Origin of the sequence: Rahnella sp. CG8 (assembly GCF_023701875.1) — a bacterium.
Classification (GTDB): domain Bacteria; phylum Pseudomonadota; class Gammaproteobacteria; order Enterobacterales; family Enterobacteriaceae; genus Rahnella; species Rahnella aceris.
Genome location: NZ_JABAED010000026.1, coordinates 35835 through 55507, shown reverse-complemented (window position 1 = coordinate 55507; position 19673 = coordinate 35835). Strand labels below are relative to the sequence as shown.

Below are 19673 nucleotides of genomic sequence, written 5' to 3'. Positions count from 1 at the left end.
AAGTAACTCACTGTTTTTGCACAACTCTCAGAGTAGGTTATTTTTACCGCCAGCGAGCGTGATCGGCGTCACTGTTCCGAAGATGCATCTAAAGCATGAAGCTGCGGCAGTGCACTCAGCCGCTGATAAGCAAAATCCCAGAAAGTCCGTACCTTGCGTGGCATTTGCTGTACCTGCTGCGCCACCAGTTGTACCGGCAACGGCAAAGGTTCGAAATCCTTCAGCAGCCGCACCATACGGCCTGCCTGCACATCATCCCTGACCTGATACGACAATAACCGTGCTATCCCCTGCCCGCTGCGCACCGCCAGCAGTTGCGATTCCACATCGTTGGAAAGCAAACGTGGCGACAGCCGCACGCGCAAATCGTCCTCATTCGGCCCGAAACGCCATTCACGGATTTGGGTGCGCAGCGTGCCCATCACCGTCTGATGAGAAGCGAGTTCCGACGGATGTTGCGGTTCACCATGCTGCGCCAGATACGCCGGACTGGCGACCAGAACGCGGGTGACTTGCGCAACCTTACGGGCGACTTTGCCTGAATCTTCCTGATGACCGATGCGCACCGCCAGATCTAACCCTTCGTCAATCAGATCCAGATTACGGTCATTTAACATCATTTCGATTTGCATATCAGGATGTTGCGCCAGAAATTCCATCACCAGCGGCGCGACGTGTTTACGACCAAACTGTACCGGTGCGGTGATGCGCAGCAGGCCGCTGAGCTGGGTTTCCGCGGTATCTTCTACCGCGTTCTGATACTGGCTGAGCAGCAGTCGCGCTTTTTCCGCCAGCCGTGCACCTGCTTCTGTCGGCGCCAGACTGCGCGTGGTGCGCTCGACCAGCCTTGCGCCGAACCGGTGTTCCAGCGAGGCAATGGCGCGGGTGATCGCCGGAGGAGAACGGTGAAGTTTACGGGCAGCTTCCGCCAGGCTGCCATACTGAAGTACAGCGACAAAAATCGCCATTTCATCTAAACGGTCCATAGATTCTTCCACCAGGTGAAACGCTCAATTTCAATCTTCGTGGATCCCAATCATTTGATGCAAGAGTAATCTTGACGCCAGACCCATAAAGGAGACATTCCATGCCAGCCATTCAACTTTACAGCACACCGCTTTCCGGCCATTGCCACCGCGTAACTCTGTTGCTGAACATGCTCAGTCTGCCCTTTGAGAACAAAGACGGCGGCAAAGACATTCGTCAAACCGCCGAATTCGCGCAGTTAAATCCGCTGCAGCAGGTGCCGGTGCTGACCGACGGCGAACTCGTTGTCACCGACAGTAATGCGATTCTGGTGTATCTGGTGAAACGTTACGCGCCCGACAGCCACTGGTTGCCGGAAGATCCGGTGCAGGCCGCTGAGGTGCAAAAATGGTTGTCCCGCGCCGCCGGTGAAGTGCGTTACGGCCCGGCATCTGCCCGTATGGTGAAACAGTTCGCGGCACCGGAATCTTATGAAAGCGCGCTGGCCGTGACGGCAAAGTTTCTGCCGCAGCTTGAACAGCATCTGGAAAGCCGCGAGTTTCTGGCGACGGAGCGGGCCACCATTGCCGATCTGGCCTGTTACAGCTATGTGGCGACGGCTCCGGAAGGCGGCGTTTCGCTGGCGGATTACCCGGCGATTCGCCGCTGGCTGAAACGGGTGGAAAGCCTGCCGGGCTTTACGCCACTTCCGGCGTTGCCACTGCCTGAAATTGTGGGGTAAAACGCGATGAACCATCCTTTCCATGCAGACGAAATCCTGGCACAGGACATGGCAGGGTTTGATGTTTCCGCACACGGCATCCGCGATGCGATGCCGGAACAGCACCGGCTTTTTTTCGCCACGCTGCCGTATCTGTTTATCTCAACACTGGACGAAAACGGCTGGCCGGTGGCAACTCTGCTGACCGGCCCCGCCGGGTTTATCAGTACGCCGGATGACATCCATTTGCGGATAAATGCGCCGCGACGGGCGGACGATCCGGCCCTGGCCGCTTTACAGCCGGGGAAACAGATTGGCGGGCTGGGGATCGATTTTTCCAACCGGCGGCGTAACCGCGTGAACGGCAGGATCGGGCGCATGGATAAAAACCGCATTGAGATCGTCGTCGATCAAAGTTTTGGTAATTGTCCGCAGTATATCCAGATACGCAAACTGGCCGATGTTCCCGTCAGTTTGCCGCTGGCTGCGCGGGAGGATATGACCGAACCGGATGCTGACGCCCGCGCACTGATTGCCCGCGCCGATACGTTTTTTATCGCCAGCCACGCGCACGGCGGTGCCGATGTGTCGCATCGCGGCGGCCAGCCGGGATTTGCGCATCTGGTGGGAAACCGCTTGTGGGTGCCTGATTTTCGCGGCAACCGTTATATGAATACGCTGGGGAATTTGCTGGCAGAACCGCGTGCAGCGCTGCTGTTTATCGATTTCGAAAACGGTGACCTGCTGCATCTTCAGGGACACACGCAAATCCACTGGCAGCCGGAGGATATTCCCGGGCCAGCAGGCGCAGAACGTTACTGGAGTCTGGACATCACCCGCGTGTGGCGCTTTCGCGGCGCACTGCCGTGGCGGGCAGAGGTGGCGGACTTCTCTCCTGCAACCCTCAGCAGTGGCAACTGGCCGGATAATCAGCAGCCAATTTCCTGACGCACCGCCTCCGGCAGACCGGATACCACCAACTGGTAGGAATCATCAATCAGATAATAAAACTGTGAATCGGGCAGCGAGCCGTCGAGGAACACGGTATTCCAGTGCGCTTTGTTGAGATGATCTCCCGGCACAATATCCGGATGTGCTGCCCGTAATTGCTCTGCCAGTTCAGGGCTGGTTTTCAGCGAAATAGCCTCGCGGCCATCAATTTCACACACCATGGCAAACATCGCGTCGCCCACTTTTACCTGATTTGCGCCGCGCTGATTTTCAACACTTTGCTCCGCACCGGGTTTTCCCATGCAATAGGTCAGCAATTCCGAACTGGTCATGTTTGGGTTTCTCCTTGTAACGTGATGGCTACGTAGCACGAAAGTGCCCTCGGTTAACCATAGCAAACCTGAACGATTTACAGGCTTAACACAGACGTCTTTTCTTTGCCGGTGACAGGATCTGGAATCTCCCCTTTTTTGCGCGCACCGATTTCCTCAATGATTCTGGCAAAGCGTTCCTCATTGAGTTTGTAAAATACGCCCATAATGATCGCCGCACTGATAGCCAGTGCACAGGGCCAGATAAAGATCAGCTGACGCAAACCGAGTAAGGTCGCGCTGCCCTGCACCACATTCGGGATATAACCGATTTGAGTCAGCATAATTCCCGGCAGGAACCCGGCAAGCGCGGCAGATATTTTTCGTGAAAAGGTATAACCGGTATACACCGAGCCTTCGGCACGAATACCGGTTTTCCATTCGCCATAATCCACGGTATCTGGCACCAGCGCCCAGTTCAGGCTGTTGACAAATGCGGTGCCAAAAAATGCCATGCAGGAAAACAGCACAAAGCTTAACGAGCTGTTTCCCCACAGGAAATTAAGCATATCGCCGGTTGCCCACAACAGTAATCCCCCCAGGTACACCTGTTTTTTGCCAAAGCGTTTCACGCAACCCGGCACCAGAAAGACACCGACCAGAATGCAGCCCATGCTGAAAAACCCCATCCACGACAACAGATGAATATCATTAAGCACGTACTGCGTGTAATACACCTGGATCGCCAGTTTGATGTTAAACGCCGCCAGCGTACACAGATTGGCGAGGCACAGTACCAGCAACGGCGGATTACGAAATATGGCGCGAAACGACCGCAGGATGCCGGATTTATGTCCCGCAGGCGTGAGTTCAACGTAACGTTCCCTGACGCCGCGATAGCACCAGCCCATACACAGAATGCCGCAGGTGGCGAAAATCAGGGCAGCGGAGAAATACCCCACCGAAGGGGAATTGCCGAACAACGCCTGTACCGGCATAAACCCGACGGTACACAACAATAATCCGAGCGTGGCACCGCCCTGGCGCCAGGCGGCAAGCTGCGCCCGTTCATGGGGATTTTTGGTGATAGCGGGCACCATCGCGCCGTATGAACAATTCATCAGGCTGTAGAACAAGCCGAACAACATAAACAGTACGGTGGCGAGCGCCGTTTTCACCGGCAGGCCGAAATCATTCGCCATAAACTGCGCCGTCGCGATCAGTCCTACCGGCACGGAGGCATACAAAATGAACGGTCTGAACTTACCCCGCGCACCAATATGACGGCGGGAATCAAGTAACACGCCGGTCAGCATATCGGTGAAAGCGGTGAAAAACTTCGCCACCAGGAAGATGATGCCGCCATAAAACGCCGGCATGCCCAGTTCATCGGTATAAAACTTCAGGAGATACAGCGTCCCGATACATAACATCAGGTTCGAGCCAAAATCGCCCATTCCATAGGCGCACTTCTCACGCAACGTCAGCGGATCAGGGTGATGACAATTCTTCATAGGCGATCCTCAAAGCGCCCCGCAGGGCGCTGTTACAGTGAATGCATTATGCCGTCTGCTTACGCTGCTCAATTTCCGCAACGATGCGCACGTACATTTTCTCGTTGAGGTTATAGAAACAGCCCATCGCCACGATGGTGATTGCCGCCAGCGCACAGGGATAAATGAAGATCAGCTGACGCAGCCCTTCCTGCGTGTGCGCCGACTGCACCACGTTAGGCACATAGCCGATTTGCGTCAGCATCAGGCCGGGGAAGAACCCCGCCAGTGCCTGTGAAACTTTGCGAAAGAAGGTGAAACCGGTGTAGACCGTGCCTTCCGAACGCACGCCGGTGCGCCACTCGCCGTATTCCACCGTGTCGGACACCAGCGCCCAGTTCAGGCTATTGACGAACGCCGATCCGAAGAACGCCAGACAGGAGAACGCGACAAAGCTGACCGAGCCGCTGCCATAGAAGTAGTTAAGGATGTCGCCGACAATCCACAGCGCCAGACCGCCGATATACACTTTTTTCTTACCAAATCGCCGGACGGCGGCAGGCATCAGGAACACGCCAATGAAAATGCATCCCATGCTGAAAAAACCCATATAAGAGAGCAGGATCGGGTCATTCAGCACGTACTGCGTGTAATACACCTGAATCGCCAGTTTGACGTTAAACGCCCCCAGCGTGCAGAGATTGGCGATGCACAGAATGAACAGCGGACGGTTACCGGCAATCGCCCGGAATGACAGCAACAGCCCCGGTTTTTGCGTATCACTGGCGGGCTGCGCCTCGACATAACGCTCTTTCACGCCGGCATAACACAGCCACATAAACAGTAACCCGACCAGCGAGAACAGCGTCGCGGCAAAGATATAACTGCGCTGCGCATGACCTTCAAGCAGGTTCATCACCGGCACAAAACCGACAGTGCACAACAGCAGTCCCAGCGTGGCTCCGCCCTGCCGCCATGCCGCGAGTGACGCCCGCTCGTCCGGGTTTTTGGTGATAGCAGGCACCATCGCGCCATACGAGCAATTCATCATGCTGAAAAACAGCCCGTACAACATAAACAACAGTGTTGCCACGACGGTTTTACCGGTGATCTCAAACGGTGTGCCGACGAAATTGGCGACGGCCAGCAACGTCACCGGAAACGCGGCGTACAATACGAAGGGGCGGAATTTGCCCTTTGGCCCGATCTTACGGCGCGAATCCAGCATGATGCCGGTGCCCATATCGGTAAATGCGGTAAAGAATTTGGCGATCAAAAAGATAATGCCGCCGTAAGTCCCCGGCAGGCCGAGCACGTCAGTGTAAAATTTCAGCAGGTACAGCGTGCCAATATCGAGCAGGATATTGGAGCCTAAATCCCCCATGCCGTAGGCCAGTTTTTCCCTGAAAGGCAGGCGCAGGGTCGCGGGGTTTTCCGATGTTGTCTGACTCATTATTATTCTCCTTCACCCGCCGGGGCGATGTATTCCCCCCGGCGGGCAAGCCTTATCAGAGGTGACGTAATGCACCGAACAGCGCTGCCCACTCGCTGTCTGCACGATAAAAGACCGGCGGCTGTCCTAACGGCGCGGCCACCGTAATATCGCCGCCGTGATGCGTTTCCCCGGTCCAGGCGTTGATCCACGTATCCTGCGGCAGATACAGCGACCAGTCGCTGCGCCCTTCTTCATGCACCGGTGCCACCAGCAGATCGCGGCCAAACAGGTACTGATATTTCAGGGTATAGGTGCGGGCATCGTCTTCGTAATGCAGGAACAACGGACGCATCACCGGTAAACCGCGCTGACTGTTTTGTTGCACGGCCTGCCGGATATACGGTTTGAGATGAGTGAACACGCCGGTCATGCGGGCGAAATGCGCAATGGTTTCCGCGTCGCCGTCAAACTGCCAGTTGTCGCCCGGACGGTTGCCTTCGTGAGTGCGCATCATCGGGGTGAAGGCGCTGAAATCGCACCAGCGCAGCAGCAGTTCCTTGCTACGTTTCATCTCGAACAGCGTGGTGTAACCGCCAATATCGCTGTGATGCAGACCGTGGCCGCTCATTGCCAGCGACAAGGCCGCCGGGATCACCGAGGCCAGCCCGTCGTCCGGGCTCCAGTCAACGTTCTGATCACCCGCCCACATCATCGTCGAATATTTCTGACTGCCGGTGTAACCGGCGCGCATAAAGAACAGCACCTCGCCGAGCTTGCCGGTTTCCTGCAAGGCTTCGTAGTTACATTTCGCCCACAGTGCGGGCCAGGCGTTATGCATGATTTCCGCACTGACGCCGTTGTGCAGGAAGGTATCGGTTGGCAGATATTCACCGAAATCCGCCATCCAGCCGCCACATCCCAGTTCAATCAGGTTCTTTTTGATGACGTTTTTGAACCAGTCATAGGCAGCAGGATTGGTCAGATCGACCACGCCTGCGTAAAACTCGCCGAACTCGACGTGATAATCGCCCCCCGTGGCATCTTTGGTCAGATAGCCTTTTTTTGAGGCTTCGGCACACAAATCCCGATCGCTGGCGACATACGGATTGATGTAAGAAAGGAACTGCACGCCCTCTTCTTTCCACAGAGGAATACGCTGGTCGAGTTGCGGATACAGCTCACTGTTCCACTTCCAGTTCCACATCACGCGTTTGCCGAATGAGGTCATGCGGATACCGGACCAGTCCTGCGCCCAGATGCCGTTGACCTTCACGCCGCCTTCGCGCATCACGTCGAGTTTCTGCTGGCAGACTTCCGTGCCGCCCTGAATACCCAGCGTCACGCCGTCGTATACCCAGTCCGGTAATTCCGGCTGACGGCCCAACAGCGCAGTGAGTTTTTCCAGCAGGCTGATATAGTCGTCGGCGCATTCAAAACGCAGCGTGGCGCTATCTTCCCAGAAGGCCAGTTCGTGGTAGTCCGGCGCGCTGAAATCGAAATTCATATAACCGCTGTTTTCAACATGGCAGTAAACCTTCTGCGTGCTGACAAAGGTCGGCTGGGGGAAGAACGTCCAGTAATAGTCGCCGCCTGCGTTCTCTTTGCAGTCGGCCTGCCAGGTCACATAGGTTTGTTTGTTGCGCCCGACGCCCTGCTCGCTGGTCCACAGCGGGAAAGGTTTGCCGCGCAAATCAAAGTAAGAGAATTGTTCACCGCAGCCGTAAATATGATCTTGCGGTTGCGCTGCCAGCCGCAACCAGATGCGGTTATGTGCGCGGTTATCATTTTGCAGGTTGAGCTGTAAACGCCCGCTATCATCGGTGGTGATAACCAGCGTAGCGCTGAGCGTATTACCACGGCTGAAATGTAAGTGCCATCCCGCGGGTTGCGCAGTGATCTTAACGTCTGTCAGGGCGACCTTTTCATTCAGACGATCTTTAATACTGAAATTACCGCGAAACATATCGATATCCGCTTCGCCGCCGCCAATCCACAAACAAGGCGCTTGCGCGGTATGACGTAAAATCAGACGCTGTTGATAAATCAGCGAAAATTCGTTATTACCGGCGATAAATTCAATCTGAGTATTTTTATTTTGTAGGGTACTCATGATGGTCTCCGTGATTTTTATTTTGCATTAACGTCCAGCAGACCCGCAGCCACGGCAGGCGCCAGCCCGGGTGCCAGCGGCAGACGCGGGATCACCAGGCAGTGCAGCAGATGATAAATATCCTGTTTGCCGTCCCAGACTTTGGTGGTGACGTTGTTGTCAGTGTCCAGCTCCTGCCACCAAGAACCATTTTCGTAGTCCATCAGGTATTTCACGCAGTAATCCCACCAGGTCTGATACCAGGTTTCGTATTGCGCCTCGCCGGTCACGCAGTGCAGTGCATACGCGGTGCCCATTGCCTCCACAACCGGCCAGCGCACGCGTTCACGCACGATGGGTTTCCCGTCCCAGTCAACGGAATAAACAAAACCGTCTGCGCCATCCGGTGCCCAGGCATCGCGGAGGGTGGCGTGGAACAGCCCTTTGGCATCCTCCAGCAACCAGGCTGGTGGCGTTTCAAAACGGGCTTCCAGCGCGGCATGCAGATGCAGCATCAGCCGTCCCCATTCGATCCAATGCCCCGGCGTGCCGCCGTAAGCGCGGAAACGGTGCGCCGGATTATCTTTGTTGTAATCGCGGATCGGGTTCCAGTGCGTATCGAAATGTTCATTAACGCGATACTCGCCGGGCCGGGCGACGTCATGAATAATGACCGAGGCAATTCTCAATGCGCGATCCAGCCATTTGCGTTCGTGCGTGACGTCATAAACAATCAGGAAAGCTTCGACGGCGTGCATATTCGCATTGCCGCCGCGATAGGCTTCGGTTTCGCTGAAGGCTTCATCCCACGACTCGAGACACATCTGTTCGTCTTCACTCCAGAAATACTTTTCGATCACGCCGATGGCCTGATCGAGTAACGCTCCGGCCTCAGGATGGCCGGTGGTGACCGCGCTGGCGGCGCCCAGCAAAACAAAGAAATGCTGATAACCTTGTTTCGAGGCATCCACCACGCCTTCATCATTTACGCAGGCGTACCAGCCGCCGTATTGTTTATCCGCCAGCGCGCCGTTGAGGGCACGGATGCCGTGATCCACCAGCGCATACGCACCGGGACGGCCCATGCCTGCGGCAACGGAATAGACGTGCAGCATGCGGGCAGTGATCCACAAATGGGTGCCCATCTCTGCCCGGACCTGGCCGTTATTGCCCAGCCAGCCAAAGCCGGTGGCCACAGCGGCATTTTTGCCAAAATCGAAGATCCGGTCGGTTTCCTGCTCAAGCCAGCGGTGGTGGCTCAACGTGTTAAACCATTTCATTTTCCACTCCTTTCGTTAGCGGCGGCGCGCCATCATCTCGTCCACAATGTCGCCCAGGCGCTGTAATTTCGGCGCGGAAACATCCCTGAGCATGAGTTCGGTATCAGGTAAACCGACCACGGATGACCAGACCGCACGGCCTGCGAGGAAACCGGACGCGCCCGCCGTCATGGCGACGCTGACCGCGCGCGGGAAGAGTTTTTCATCAACACCGGAGGAGAGGATCACCCACGGCATATGAATATGTTCATTGAGGTGTTGCGATGCACGTAGCAGTTCAGCCTGCGTACCGCGCCCGCTGAGTGGCATTTCGACTTTATAAAGATCAGCGCCGCTGTCGCCGAGTTCTTTTGCGGCATCGATAATCGCCTGCTCGCGGTCAAATTTATCGCCACGGCGCGGCGGCCTGACCACCGGCTCGATAATGCTCAGCAGCCCGTGTGCATGGCAGCGCTGATTAAATTCCTTCACCATCGCCAGACGTTGCTGCGGATCTTCATCGCTGCGCCACAGCACCAGTAATTTCAGCGCCTTACCGCCGTTTTCCCGGACCTGTTGCGGATCGACATTTTTATCGATCACCACGCTGTCCACCGGAATGCCGTTGCCCGGAATAAATTCGTCTGCCGCGACAATCATGGCGCAGCTTTTCGCGATGGCCTGTTGCTCAACAATCTGGCGGTAACAGAACTGCTGATCGACCAGAATCGCGGAGGCGTACGGCGATAAAATCCGCGCGGCATTGACTTTAAAATCAGTCAGCACCTGATCGGCGACCGGGGCTTTCGCGCCGGCTGCCGCGAACATTAAGCGCATCGCTTCACGCTGATCGACCGCCAGCATGGCGAAGCCGCCGGACGGACGGGTGATATCGTTAAGGCTGTAATGGGTCATTTAACTTTCCTTGGTTAATGCGTTACGGATGTGTTTTCTGAGCCAGACCGGCGCTGGTGCGCACCTGCTCAAGAATGGCGGTCCAGTCCTGACGCCCGCGCCCGGCGGCACGCGCCTGGTTGTACACTTCGCGGGAAGCCGCACCGAGCGGCATCGGCACATGCAGCTGATTAGCGACGTCCAGCGCGATACCGAGGTCTTTATGGGCGAGGTCAATCATGAAGGCCGGTGACAAATCACCTTTCAGCACTTTGTTCGGCCATGAGGTGGTGAAGTGACCTTTTCCGGCCGGGGTGCCGCTCATTACCTGCAGCGCCACATCAAAAGAGAGATCCAGCGCTTCGCACAGCACGGCGGCTTCGGCGGAGAGCGCATTCAGGGCGATACTCATGTAGTTATTGATCAGCTTGACGCGGATGCCTTTGCCCGGCCCGCCCGCATTAATCAGCTCCGAGCCCATCGCCATCAACACTGGCCTCGCGCGCTCAACCTGTTCTGCCGTGCCGCCTGCCAGTAGCAGTAAGGTACCGGCCACTGCGTGATCAGAGGTTCTGCCCACCGGCACATCCATCATGCTGAAACCTTTTTCATGCATCTGCGCAATCAGCTTGTCGGTCTGTAACGGATGGATAGTCGACATATCAATAACCAGCGCGGACGGGCTCAGGGTTTCGCAAATACCATCACGGCCAAATAAAACCTCACTTACCAGATCGCCGTTGGGCAGCATAGTAATGACAAATTCTGCGCCCGCCGCCGCTTCTGCCGCGCTCTTGCTGCCCGTTGCCCCCTGTTGTATCAGTGAGTTAACCGTCTGCGGGTTGAGATCGAACACCGCTAACCGGTGTCCCTGTTTAATCAGATTGGCCGCCATCGGAGCGCCCATTTGCCCCAGACCAATAAATGCCACGTTTGCCATCCGTCTCTCCTTTGTGCTGATCAGGCATGTCACTTTTGATAATCAGCGGTGTCTGTGTTTGTCGTTTTTTGATCGTATTTGTAATTTAAGGTCAAAAAATTGACAGCCATCACTTTTTTAACAATTCGCTAAATTAAAATAACCCCATCAAAACACGCTTAAGGAATAGCCATGATTCGTATCGCCTGTGTCGGAATTACCGTGATGGACCGGATCTATTACGTTGAAGAACTGCCTGCGGAAGGAGGGAAGTATGTCGCTGAAAAATATCATGAAGTGGGTGGCGGTCCGGCGGCCACGGCTGCGGTGGCGGCGGCCAGACTGGGCGCACAGGTGGACTTTATTGGTCGCGTGGGCGATGACGATACCGGCAACCGGCTGCTCGCGGAGCTGGAATCCCTGGGGGTAAATACCCGCTATGTCCGTCGCGTTGAGCAGGCCCGTTCTTCGCAATCCGCCATTCTGGTGGACAACAAAGGTGAGCGGATCATCATCAATTATCCCAGCCCGGATTTACCCGTTTCCGCCGAGTGGTTACAAGCCATCGACTTTTCCCAGTGGGATGTAGTGCTGGCTGATGTGCGCTGGCATGACGGCGCGAAGCAGGCGTTTACCCTGGCGCGCCAGTCCGGTGTGCTCACCGTGCTGGATGCCGATGTGACGCCACAGGATATCGCCGAACTGGTGGCGTTAAGCGACCACAGCGCCTTTTCCGCACCCGGTTTGCAGCGGCTGACCGGAAAAACGGACGCCGGTGCTGCGTTAGTTAACGCCCAAACGCTCACAAATGGTCATGTGTATGTCACGCAGGGCGGGCAAGGTTGTCTCTGGCTGGAAAATGACCGTTTGCATCATCAGCCGGGTTTTGCCGTCAACGTAGTGGACACCACCGGCGCAGGGGATGTTTTTCACGGCGCACTGGCGGTCAGTCTGGCTCAGGGAGCGTCGCCCGCCGAAGCCGTGCGCTTTGCCAGCGGTGTTGCTGCACTGAAATGTACCCGGCCGGGTGGCCGTGCGGGGATACCTGACTGTGATCAGGCCCGGTCTTTTTTGTCACTTTCTGTATAGAATACGACTCAGACGCTCATTTTAAAGGATGTATCCATGAGTCTTACTGAACTGACCGGTAATCCGCGCCACGATCAACTGCTCGCATTGATTGCCGAGCGTGGTTACATGAACATTGAAGAACTGGCGGCGTTACTGGATGTCTCGACCCAAACCGCCCGCCGCGATATCCGCAAGCTCAGCGATCAGGGGCTGATCACGCGCCATCACGGTGGCGCGGGGCGGGCCTCAAGTGTGGTCAATACTGCCTTTGAGCAGCGTGAGATTTCCTGGACGGAAGAGAAAAAAGCCATTGCGGAATCCATCGCCGATTACATCCCCGACGGCTCAACGGTGTTTATCACCATTGGCACCACAGTCGAGCAGGTCGCGCATTCGCTGCTCAATCATAACCGGCTGCGGATTATCACCAATTGTCTGCGCGTCGCGCATATTTTGTATAAGAACCCGCGCTTTGAGGTGATGGTGCCTGGCGGCACGCTGCGCCCGCATAATGGTGGCATTATCGGCCCGGAGGCCACGGCTTTTGTCGCCGGCTTTCGTGCCGACTATCTGGTGACCAGCGTCGGCGCAATTGAAAGTGACGGTGCCCTGCTGGAGTTCGATGTCAACGAGGCCAGCGTGGTGAAAACCATGATGGCGCATTCACGCCATATCCTGCTGGCTGCTGACCACACCAAATATCATGCCTCAGCGGCGGTCGAAATCGGCAATGTCTCACAGGCCACGGCGCTGTTCACCGACGAACTTCCGCCCGCCGGATTGCTCAAGGTGCTGAAAAACCATCAGGTCGAAGTGATAAAAGTCAGTACCGCGGAATAAAAAAGGCCGACATTTCTGTCGGCCTTAATCAACATCTTATCCCCTAAATAATTCGGGTTGCGGGAAGGCGGTAAGCTCACGCAGCCCGAAGTATGACGGGGATTTACTGAACCGCGGCGAAAGCCTCAGCCACTTGCTTCACATTGTGGTGATTCAGACCGGCCATGCAGACGCGGCCGCTGAGTATCAGGTAAACGCCAAATTCCTCACGCAGACGGACAACCTGCGCTTCGCTGAAACCGGTGTAGCTGAACATCCCGCGCTGTTGCAGCAGGTAGTCAAAATTACGGCCCGGCAAGGCGGTTTTCAGACTGTCGACCAGCGTGTGGCGCATTTCGAGAATACGGGTACGCATTTGCTCGACTTCGGCTTTCCACTGGGCATTCAGCGCGCTGTCGCTCAGGACTTTCGCCACTACTTTTGCGCCGAAGCTTGGCGGGCTGGAGTAGTTACGGCGCACGGTGGCTTTCAGTTGCCCCAGTACACGTCCCGCCGCATCGCTGTCTTCACAGACCACAGACAGACCACCGACGCGTTCGCCGTACAGGGAGAAGATTTTCGAGAAGGAGTTGCTGACGAAACAGTTCACACCTGCCGCAGCCATCGCCCGGATGGCGTAAGCGTCATCGTCAATGCCCGCACCAAAGCCCTGATAAGCGATGTCGAGGAACGGGATCAGCTCACGCTGTTTGGTGATTTCAATCACCTGATCCCACTGCGCTGGCGTCAGGTCAGAACCGGTCGGGTTGTGGCAGCAAGGGTGCAGCAGCACAATGCTTTGCGCTGGCAAGGTTTTCAGGCGGTCAATCATCGCCGGGAAATTTACCCCCAGCGTCTCCGGGTCAAAGTACGGATAGGTATGCACTTTGAAGCCTGCGCCTGCAAAGATAGCCACGTGGTTTTCCCAGGTCGGGTCGCTCACGTAAACTTCTGAATTCGGGAAATAAAACTTCAGGAAATCAGCACCGACTTTCAGTGCGCCGGAACCGCCGACGGTCTGAATGGTCGCAATACGCTGTTGTTTCAGCGCCGGATGATCGGCACCAAACAGCAATTCCTGAATGCCTGCGCGGTATGCGGGCAGACCTTCCATTGGCAGATAGACTGACGCGGCCTGTGGCCCGGCGTTCAGTTGTTGCTCTGCATTTTCCACTGCCGCCAGTTGCGGAATAATACCCTGCTCGTCGTAATAAAGACCGATGCTCAGGTTTACCTTATCTTGTCTCGGATCGGTCTTGAAGCTTTCCATCAGCGACAAAATCGGGTCACCGGCATAGGCATCGACATGTTGGAACACGGTATACATCTCCTTGGTTTGGTTAAGTGGCGCTGCGATCCACATCCGGCAACCCGGCGCATCGCAACTGTTTCACAGACTATCAAAGTTCGTTAAAAAAGATGACAACTATGTTGTCGATTTTCGGGCACTCATTGCGTATCAAACCGTCCGTTCGCCTGAGATGCTGATCCGCTCACATCAACTACGATCAAATGGACATCTCATTCTTCCCGGAGCAAACCAATGACAACTCAACACTCACTGCAAGGTAAAGCCGCTTTCGTTCAGGGCGGTTCACGCGGCATCGGTGCCGCCATCGTTCAGCGTCTGGCCCGCGAAGGCGCCAGCGTGGCCTTCACCTACGTTTCTTCTGAAGAAATTTCCGGCCCTGAAGCGGGGTATATCACCGGCGCAAATCTGACGATTGACGGCGGTTTCGGCGCGTAACACTTGCCGGTTCATTCATAAAAATGGCGCAGTCCCCTGCGCCATTTTTTTATCCATTTCGTCAGACGCTGTAGCGCCCCGGACGGTGATTCATCGCAATGATCAGGTTGACGATCACCGCGCCCAGCACCGAAGCAATCAGCATTTCAAGGCTGACGACAAACAGCGATGCCAGCACGATGCAGCAGTCCACACCCATTTGCAGTTTACCGGCTCGGATGCCGTATTTGTCCTGCAGGAACAGCGCCAGAATGTTCACGCCGCCCAGACTGGCTTTGTGGCGGAACAGCACAATGAAGCCGATGCCCATAATCACGTTGGCAAACAGCGTGGCGTAAAACGGCTGAAGATGATCGAAATGAACAAACAGCGGATGCAAATCAGAAAACACGGAAACCAGCGCGACTGCAGCAAAAGTTTTCAGTGTGAACTGCAAACCCATGCGACGAAAAGAGAGGTAATAAAAAGGTAAGTTGATGATAAAAAAGGCCGTACCGAATGATACCTGCGTCACGTAATGCGCCAGAAACGCCATTCCCGCCGTGCCGCCGGTCAGTGCGCCGACCTGACGCAACATCACCACACCAAAAGAGACCATCAGCGTACCGATAATGATCGCCAGCGCATCTTCAACCAGCGTGTGCCCGATGCGCGGCTGCTCAACCGGCTGTTTGATGTCGTCTACACTTGCCATAATTCCCTGTACCTCAAAATAATAATACTAAAGACTGATTTTGAGATAATTAATGAGATGGAGAGTTAAGGCAATATTCACGCATAGAATTTGCATTAAAAATCGAAAATAAGATTTTATGACGCGTTAATTATTCTTTACATGCACAGATCACGCATATTAATTCAAAATATTGCACCATTAAAGTGAGTCTGCACCAAAATAAATCACCCAAACAGTGCACCTGAAATACGCCCTTATTTTTCTCAGCTCAGCGTCAATAAGCCGTTTTCTTTTAAACGGTTAAGCACTACCGATGTTTTTACGTGGGCGACACTTTTATGGACTGACAGAATTTGGCTGATCAACATGCTTAAACCGGCTAAATCTTTCACCGCAACTTTCAGCAAATAATCCGCATCGCCAGTGGTTTTATAGGCATCAATAATGGAATCGACTTCGCCCAGCATGCTGTGAAATGCATCGACCTGTGCGGGCAAATGATTGATAAGCCTGACTTCAATCAGACCAATCATGCCTAAGTCGAGGGCTTCCGGTGCCAGACGGGCATGATAGCCGAGAATGAGTTGTGCCTGTTCCAGACCAATCCGGCGGCGTGAACACTGTGATGCGGACAGTCCGACCAGCTCGCTTAATTCTTGGTTAGTCAGTCTTCCGTTGGTTTGTAATAAGGTCAGAATTTTCAGATCGTAATCGTCAATGCTGTACATGGCAGTGTTCCTGTCGCTTTAATTTTTATATGTGGATTCTTATTGCAAAAAACATTCCCACTATAACCAGTTATAAATACTTTTCGGCCGTTTTTTCTTATACTTGCGCATGATTTAAACGCAAGGAAAAATAATGAAAAAAGTATTCTACTCTCTCGTTTTGCTGTCAGTTTTGCCCGGTCTCGCAAAAGCAGAGCCGGCATCTTCACGCCTTGAACGCGTATTACAGAAAGGCTCGCTGAATGTCTGCACCACCGGCGACTATAAACCGTATACATTTTTGAAAGAAAACGGTGAGTATGAAGGCATTGATATTGCAATGGCGGAATCGCTGGCGGCGAGTCTGGATGTGAAAGTGAACTGGGTACCGGTCACCTGGAAATCTCTGCCGGACGAAATGAGCGCAGGGCATTGTGATATCGCGATGGGCGGGATTTCGGTCACGCTGAAACGCCAGCAAAAAGCCTGGTTTGCCAACGTACTGGATCAGGACGGCAAAATCCCCCTGGTGCGCTGCGAAAATGTGCGTCAGTACCAGACGGTTGAGCAGTTAAACCGTGCCTCCGTGCGCCTGATTGAACCGGCAGGCGGTACCAATGAAGCCTTCGTACACAGCCATCTGCCAAAAGGCACGCTGACCCTGAGCGATAACGTGACCATCTTCCAGAAGCTGGTGGATAAGAAAGCGGATGTGATGATTACGGATGCTTCGGAAGCGCTGTTTCAGCAGAAACATTACCCGAAACTCTGTGCGGTAAACCCGAAGAAGCCGCTGCAATATGGCGAAAAGGCTTACATGCTGCCGCGTGATGACGTGAGCTGGAAGATGTATGTCGACCAGTGGCTGCACCTGAGCAAAGCCACTGGTGAATATCAGAAGATCGTCAGCCAGTGGCTGGCCGTGAAAAAGTAAGATTTAGTCGCCAATATAAACGCGGGCGACGCGCTCGCTGAGCTGGGTAATCAGCTCATAAGCACTGATACCGGTTGCCTGCGCAATGCGCTCAACCGGTAATTTCCCGCCCCAGAAAATCACTTCATCGCCGACCTTATCGGTCGCATCTGGCCCTAAATCGACAGTGATCATATCCATCGACACACGCCCGGCAACCGGCACTTCCCGACCATTGACCAAAACCGGCGTGCCGTTCGGCGCACTGCGCGGATAACCGTCGCCATACCCCATCGCCACCACGCCCAGACGGGTATCACGGTTGCTGACCCAGGTGCTGCCATAACCGACCGGCTCACCGGCAATATGTTCACGCACGGCGATCAGGCTGGAAGTCAGTGTCATTGCCGGTTGCAGCCCAAAATCGCTGGCTGTACCGGTTTCCATTGGCGACACGCCGTACAAAATAATGCCGGGGCGGACCAGGTTCATATGCGATTCCGGCCACAACAAAATACCGCCGGAAGCCGCAATAGATTTTTGTCCCGGCTTGCCTTCGGCAAATTCATTAAAACAGTTCAGCTGTTTCGGTGTCGCGTCGCTTTCCGGTTCGTCCGCGCGGCAGAAATGGCTCATCATATTGACCGGCTGAACCACGTTTTTGCAGGCACTCAGACGCTGATAAAATGCATCGGCCTGTGCCGGATGAACGCCCAAACGGTGCATCCCGGTATCGATTTTCAGCCAGACATTCAGCGGACGCGCGAGGTCAGCACTTTCCAGCGCATCAAGCTGTTCGAGGCTGTGAACAGCAGTATCAAGCTGATGTTCAATCAGCAACGGTAATTCGCTGGCGGAGAAAAAACCTTCGAGCAGGAGGATGGGTTTTACCACACCGGCTTTACGCAGCATCAGCGCTTCGCTAAGCCGGGAAACGCCGTAATAATCAGCGTCCTGCAAGCTATGCACCGTCTCCAGCAGACCGTGCCCATAAGCGTTTGCTTTCACTACCGCAACCAGACGACTTTGTGGCGCCAGATGACGCACCCGTTGCAGATTGTGTCGCAGAGCGCGGCGATCAATGACAGCCGTAGCCGCTTTCATTTTAAGTCCTTTGCATGAATTTGAGAGTGTTAACCTAACCGCTAATGCTTAGGGGCGTCAGCGTCGCGGCCAGTTTGGACACGGCCAGCGCGGAAAAACCGGAGCGTACACAAAGTACGTGAGCCAATCTTTCCAAAAAAAGTGAGCACTGCCCGGGTTCAAAATGGCAAGTAAGCTAGCTCCGCACTAGTCTTCGTCGTATTGCGGGCCGCCATAGTTATCAAACCGCGACCACTGACCGTTAAAGGTCAGGCGGACGGTACCGATCGGGCCGTTACGTTGTTTACCGAGGATGATTTGCGCGATGCCTTTTTCTTCACTGTTATCGTGATAGACCTCATCACGATAGATGAACATGATTAAGTCGGCGTCCTGCTCGATGGAGCCGGATTCACGTAAGTCGGAGTTGACCGGGCGTTTATCCGCACGTTGCTCCAGGCTTCGGTTAAGCTGCGACAGCGCCACCACCGGCACCTGCAATTCTTTCGCCAGCGCTTTGAGCGAGCGGGAGATTTCGGCAATTTCCAGCGTACGGTTATCAGACAACGCCGGAACGCGCATCAGCTGGAGGTAGTCGATCATGATCAGGCTCAGGCCGCCGTGCTCACGGAAGATACGTCGCGCACGCGAACGAACTTCGGTTGGCGTCAGCCCGGACGAATCATCGATATACATGTTACGTTTTTCGAGCAGAATCCCCATGGTGCTGGAAATACGTGCCCAGTCTTCATCATCGAGCTGGCCGGTACGGATTTTGGTCTGGTCGACGCGCGAAAGCGACGCCAGCATACGCATCATGATCTGGTCGCCGGGCATCTCAAGGCTGAAGATTAAGACCGGTTTATCCTGCATCATCGCGGCATTTTCTGCGAGGTTCATCGCAAAAGTGGTTTTACCCATCGACGGACGCGCCGCCACGATGATCAGGTCAGATTTTTGCAAGCCTGCGGTTTTCTTGTCGAGGTCAGCATAGCCGGTTGAAACGCCGGTTACGCCGTCATGCGGGCGCTGGAACAGCTCTTCGATACGGGAGACCGTGCTTTCCAGAATACGGTCGATACTTTTTGGACCTTCGTCTTTACTGGCGCGGCTTTCGGCAATCTGGAATACGCGGGATTCGGCTAAGTCCAGCAGGTCTTCGCTGCTGCGACCTTGCGGATCATAGCCCGCGTCGGCAATTTCATTGGCGACGGAGATCATTTCCCGGACAACAGCACGTTCGCGCACAATGTCAGCGTAAGCGCCGATGTTCGCCGCACTGGGGGTGTTTTTAGAGAGCTCTGCCAGATACGCAAAACCGCCGACGGAATCCAGATCGCCTTTCTGTTCCAGCGATTCGGAAAGCGTGATCAGGTCGATTGGTTTGCTCATTTCCAGCAAACGCTGCATTTCGGTAAAAATCAGGCGGTGCGGGCGGCTGAAGAAGTCATTGCTGACCACCCGTTCGGCCACATTATCCCAGCGTTCGTTATCCAGCATCAGCCCGCCCAGAACGGATTGTTCAGCTTCCAGCGAATGCGGCGGAAGTTTCAACCCTTCCATCTGGCGATCGCGGTTTTCGTTCTGTTGATTGGTCGGTTTTTTTGCTGCCATCTGTG

At 54.9% G+C, this 19673-nt stretch carries 18 protein-coding genes and 1 pseudogene; 6 read left to right on the top strand and 13 right to left on the bottom strand.

All coding sequences use genetic code 11. From position 1 onward, the window contains the following. Positions 1 to 68: 68 nt before the first annotated feature. Positions 69 to 986 (bottom strand): LysR family transcriptional regulator, encoded by a 918-nt coding sequence (locus HGO41_RS20550; RefSeq protein WP_013577345.1) that lies wholly within the window; start codon positions 984 to 986, stop codon positions 69 to 71. A gap of 101 nt (positions 987 to 1087) precedes the next feature. On the opposite strand from HGO41_RS20550, the gene HGO41_RS20545 reads away from it, so the two are divergent. Beyond that, positions 1088 to 1708, top strand: a complete 621-nt coding sequence (locus HGO41_RS20545) for a glutathione S-transferase (protein ID WP_112151075.1) — start codon at positions 1088 to 1090, stop codon at positions 1706 to 1708. Between the two features lie 6 nt (positions 1709 to 1714). Then, positions 1715 to 2635, top strand: a complete 921-nt coding sequence (locus HGO41_RS20540) for a pyridoxamine 5'-phosphate oxidase family protein (protein ID WP_250981344.1) — start codon at positions 1715 to 1717, stop codon at positions 2633 to 2635. Here HGO41_RS20540 and HGO41_RS20535 read toward each other — a convergent pair. The 7 genes from HGO41_RS20535 to yihU all read right to left on the bottom strand — a co-directional run bounded on the left by HGO41_RS20535 (position 2617) and on the right by yihU (position 11059). Beyond that, a complete protein-coding gene (locus HGO41_RS20535; RefSeq protein WP_250981343.1) occupies positions 2617 to 2970 on the bottom strand; it encodes an MmcQ/YjbR family DNA-binding protein in 354 nt (117 codons plus the stop codon). The genes HGO41_RS20540 and HGO41_RS20535 overlap by 19 nt on opposite strands. A gap of 77 nt (positions 2971 to 3047) precedes the next feature. After that, the gene (locus tag HGO41_RS20530; protein ID WP_250981342.1) at positions 3048 to 4463 is read right to left on the bottom strand and encodes an MFS transporter; all 1416 of its coding nucleotides are present in this window, start codon (positions 4461 to 4463) and stop codon (positions 3048 to 3050) included. 46 nt (positions 4464 to 4509) lie between these two features. Then, positions 4510 to 5895, bottom strand: a complete 1386-nt coding sequence (locus HGO41_RS20525) for an MFS transporter (RefSeq protein ID WP_121019649.1) — start codon at positions 5893 to 5895, stop codon at positions 4510 to 4512. 55 nt (positions 5896 to 5950) lie between these two features. Continuing rightward, positions 5951 to 7987, bottom strand: a complete 2037-nt coding sequence (locus HGO41_RS20520) for an alpha-glucosidase (RefSeq protein WP_250981341.1) — start codon at positions 7985 to 7987, stop codon at positions 5951 to 5953. Between the two features lie 17 nt (positions 7988 to 8004). Continuing rightward, positions 8005 to 9246 carry a sulfoquinovose isomerase gene (gene yihS / locus HGO41_RS20515; RefSeq protein WP_112197678.1) on the bottom strand — a complete coding sequence of 414 codons (1242 nt, stop codon included), beginning with the start codon at positions 9244 to 9246 and terminating at the stop codon, positions 8005 to 8007. Positions 9247 to 9261: 15 nt separating this feature from the next. Continuing rightward, complete coding sequence (gene yihT, locus HGO41_RS20510) at positions 9262 to 10140, bottom strand: sulfofructosephosphate aldolase (RefSeq protein WP_013577353.1); 879 nt, start codon at positions 10138 to 10140, stop codon at positions 9262 to 9264. Positions 10141 to 10162: 22 nt separating this feature from the next. Further along, positions 10163 to 11059, bottom strand: coding sequence for a sulfolactaldehyde 3-reductase (yihU, locus tag HGO41_RS20505; protein WP_013577354.1), 897 nt, complete (start codon positions 11057 to 11059; stop codon positions 10163 to 10165). A gap of 171 nt (positions 11060 to 11230) precedes the next feature. Here yihU and HGO41_RS20500 point away from each other — a divergent pair, with 171 nt between their 5' ends. Next, positions 11231 to 12127, top strand: a complete 897-nt coding sequence (locus HGO41_RS20500; protein WP_241916855.1) for a sugar kinase — start codon at positions 11231 to 11233, stop codon at positions 12125 to 12127. Between the two features lie 36 nt (positions 12128 to 12163). Continuing rightward, positions 12164 to 12949, top strand: coding sequence for a DeoR/GlpR family DNA-binding transcription regulator (locus tag HGO41_RS20495; RefSeq protein WP_241916854.1), 786 nt, complete (start codon positions 12164 to 12166; stop codon positions 12947 to 12949). Between the two features lie 103 nt (positions 12950 to 13052). Here HGO41_RS20495 and HGO41_RS20490 read toward each other — a convergent pair whose 3' ends face one another. Next, positions 13053 to 14246, bottom strand: a complete 1194-nt coding sequence (locus HGO41_RS20490; protein ID WP_112151104.1) for an amino acid aminotransferase — start codon at positions 14244 to 14246, stop codon at positions 13053 to 13055. A 225-nt stretch (positions 14247 to 14471) separates the two neighbouring features. Here HGO41_RS20490 and HGO41_RS20485 point away from each other — a divergent pair. Then, a pseudogene (locus tag HGO41_RS20485) lies at positions 14472 to 14642 on the top strand (SDR family NAD(P)-dependent oxidoreductase); the annotation flags it as partial. Between the two features lie 94 nt (positions 14643 to 14736). Here the strand turns inward: HGO41_RS20485 and HGO41_RS20480 are convergent. Together HGO41_RS20480 and HGO41_RS20475 are read right to left on the bottom strand one after the other, a co-directional pair. Next, positions 14737 to 15369: a YitT family protein gene (locus HGO41_RS20480; RefSeq protein WP_013577359.1), complete on the bottom strand. Its 633-nt coding sequence runs from the start codon at positions 15367 to 15369 to the stop codon at positions 14737 to 14739. A gap of 245 nt (positions 15370 to 15614) precedes the next feature. Further along, positions 15615 to 16079 (bottom strand): Lrp/AsnC family transcriptional regulator, encoded by a 465-nt coding sequence (locus tag HGO41_RS20475; RefSeq protein ID WP_013577360.1) that lies wholly within the window; start codon positions 16077 to 16079, stop codon positions 15615 to 15617. 133 nt (positions 16080 to 16212) lie between these two features. Between HGO41_RS20475 and HGO41_RS20470 the strand changes: the two genes are divergently transcribed. Next, entirely contained in the window at positions 16213 to 16992 is a 780-nt protein-coding gene (locus HGO41_RS20470) for a transporter substrate-binding domain-containing protein (RefSeq protein WP_013577361.1), read from the top strand. A gap of 3 nt (positions 16993 to 16995) precedes the next feature. Here HGO41_RS20470 and alr read toward each other — a convergent pair whose 3' ends face one another. Both alr and dnaB read right to left on the bottom strand, forming a co-directional pair. Then, the gene (alr, locus tag HGO41_RS20465) at positions 16996 to 18075 is read right to left on the bottom strand and encodes an alanine racemase (RefSeq protein WP_037034958.1); all 1080 of its coding nucleotides are present in this window, start codon (positions 18073 to 18075) and stop codon (positions 16996 to 16998) included. 186 nt (positions 18076 to 18261) lie between these two features. Continuing rightward, positions 18262 to 19668: a replicative DNA helicase gene (gene dnaB, locus HGO41_RS20460; protein WP_013577363.1), complete on the bottom strand. Its 1407-nt coding sequence runs from the start codon at positions 19666 to 19668 to the stop codon at positions 18262 to 18264. Positions 19669 to 19673 lie beyond the last annotated feature (5 nt).

What these genes read in the sequence shown, in the direction of transcription:
- HGO41_RS20470 (WP_013577361.1), top strand. Translation starts at nt 16,213, where the DNA reads ATGAAAAAAGTATTCTACTCTCTCGTTTTGCTGTCAGTTTTGCCCGGT.
- HGO41_RS20500 (WP_241916855.1), top strand. Translation starts at nt 11,231, where the DNA reads ATGATTCGTATCGCCTGTGTCGGAATTACCGTGATGGACCGGATCTAT.
- yihT (WP_013577353.1), bottom strand. Translation starts at nt 10,140, where the DNA reads ATGACCCATTACAGCCTTAACGATATCACCCGTCCGTCCGGCGGCTTC.
- HGO41_RS20550 (WP_013577345.1), bottom strand. Translation starts at nt 986, where the DNA reads ATGGACCGTTTAGATGAAATGGCGATTTTTGTCGCTGTACTTCAGTAT.
- HGO41_RS20480 (WP_013577359.1), bottom strand. Translation starts at nt 15,369, where the DNA reads ATGGCAAGTGTAGACGACATCAAACAGCCGGTTGAGCAGCCGCGCATC.
- HGO41_RS20475 (WP_013577360.1), bottom strand. Translation starts at nt 16,079, where the DNA reads ATGTACAGCATTGACGATTACGATCTGAAAATTCTGACCTTATTACAA.
- HGO41_RS20525 (WP_121019649.1), bottom strand. Translation starts at nt 5,895, where the DNA reads ATGAGTCAGACAACATCGGAAAACCCCGCGACCCTGCGCCTGCCTTTC.
- HGO41_RS20540 (WP_250981344.1), top strand. Translation starts at nt 1,715, where the DNA reads ATGAACCATCCTTTCCATGCAGACGAAATCCTGGCACAGGACATGGCA.
- yihU (WP_013577354.1), bottom strand. Translation starts at nt 11,059, where the DNA reads ATGGCAAACGTGGCATTTATTGGTCTGGGGCAAATGGGCGCTCCGATG.
- HGO41_RS20535 (WP_250981343.1), bottom strand. Translation starts at nt 2,970, where the DNA reads ATGACCAGTTCGGAATTGCTGACCTATTGCATGGGAAAACCCGGTGCG.
- dnaB (WP_013577363.1), bottom strand. Translation starts at nt 19,668, where the DNA reads ATGGCAGCAAAAAAACCGACCAATCAACAGAACGAAAACCGCGATCGC.
- yihS (WP_112197678.1), bottom strand. Translation starts at nt 9,246, where the DNA reads ATGAAATGGTTTAACACGTTGAGCCACCACCGCTGGCTTGAGCAGGAA.
- alr (WP_037034958.1), bottom strand. Translation starts at nt 18,075, where the DNA reads ATGAAAGCGGCTACGGCTGTCATTGATCGCCGCGCTCTGCGACACAAT.
- HGO41_RS20520 (WP_250981341.1), bottom strand. Translation starts at nt 7,987, where the DNA reads ATGAGTACCCTACAAAATAAAAATACTCAGATTGAATTTATCGCCGGT.
- HGO41_RS20495 (WP_241916854.1), top strand. Translation starts at nt 12,164, where the DNA reads ATGAGTCTTACTGAACTGACCGGTAATCCGCGCCACGATCAACTGCTC.
- HGO41_RS20545 (WP_112151075.1), top strand. Translation starts at nt 1,088, where the DNA reads ATGCCAGCCATTCAACTTTACAGCACACCGCTTTCCGGCCATTGCCAC.
- HGO41_RS20530 (WP_250981342.1), bottom strand. Translation starts at nt 4,463, where the DNA reads ATGAAGAATTGTCATCACCCTGATCCGCTGACGTTGCGTGAGAAGTGC.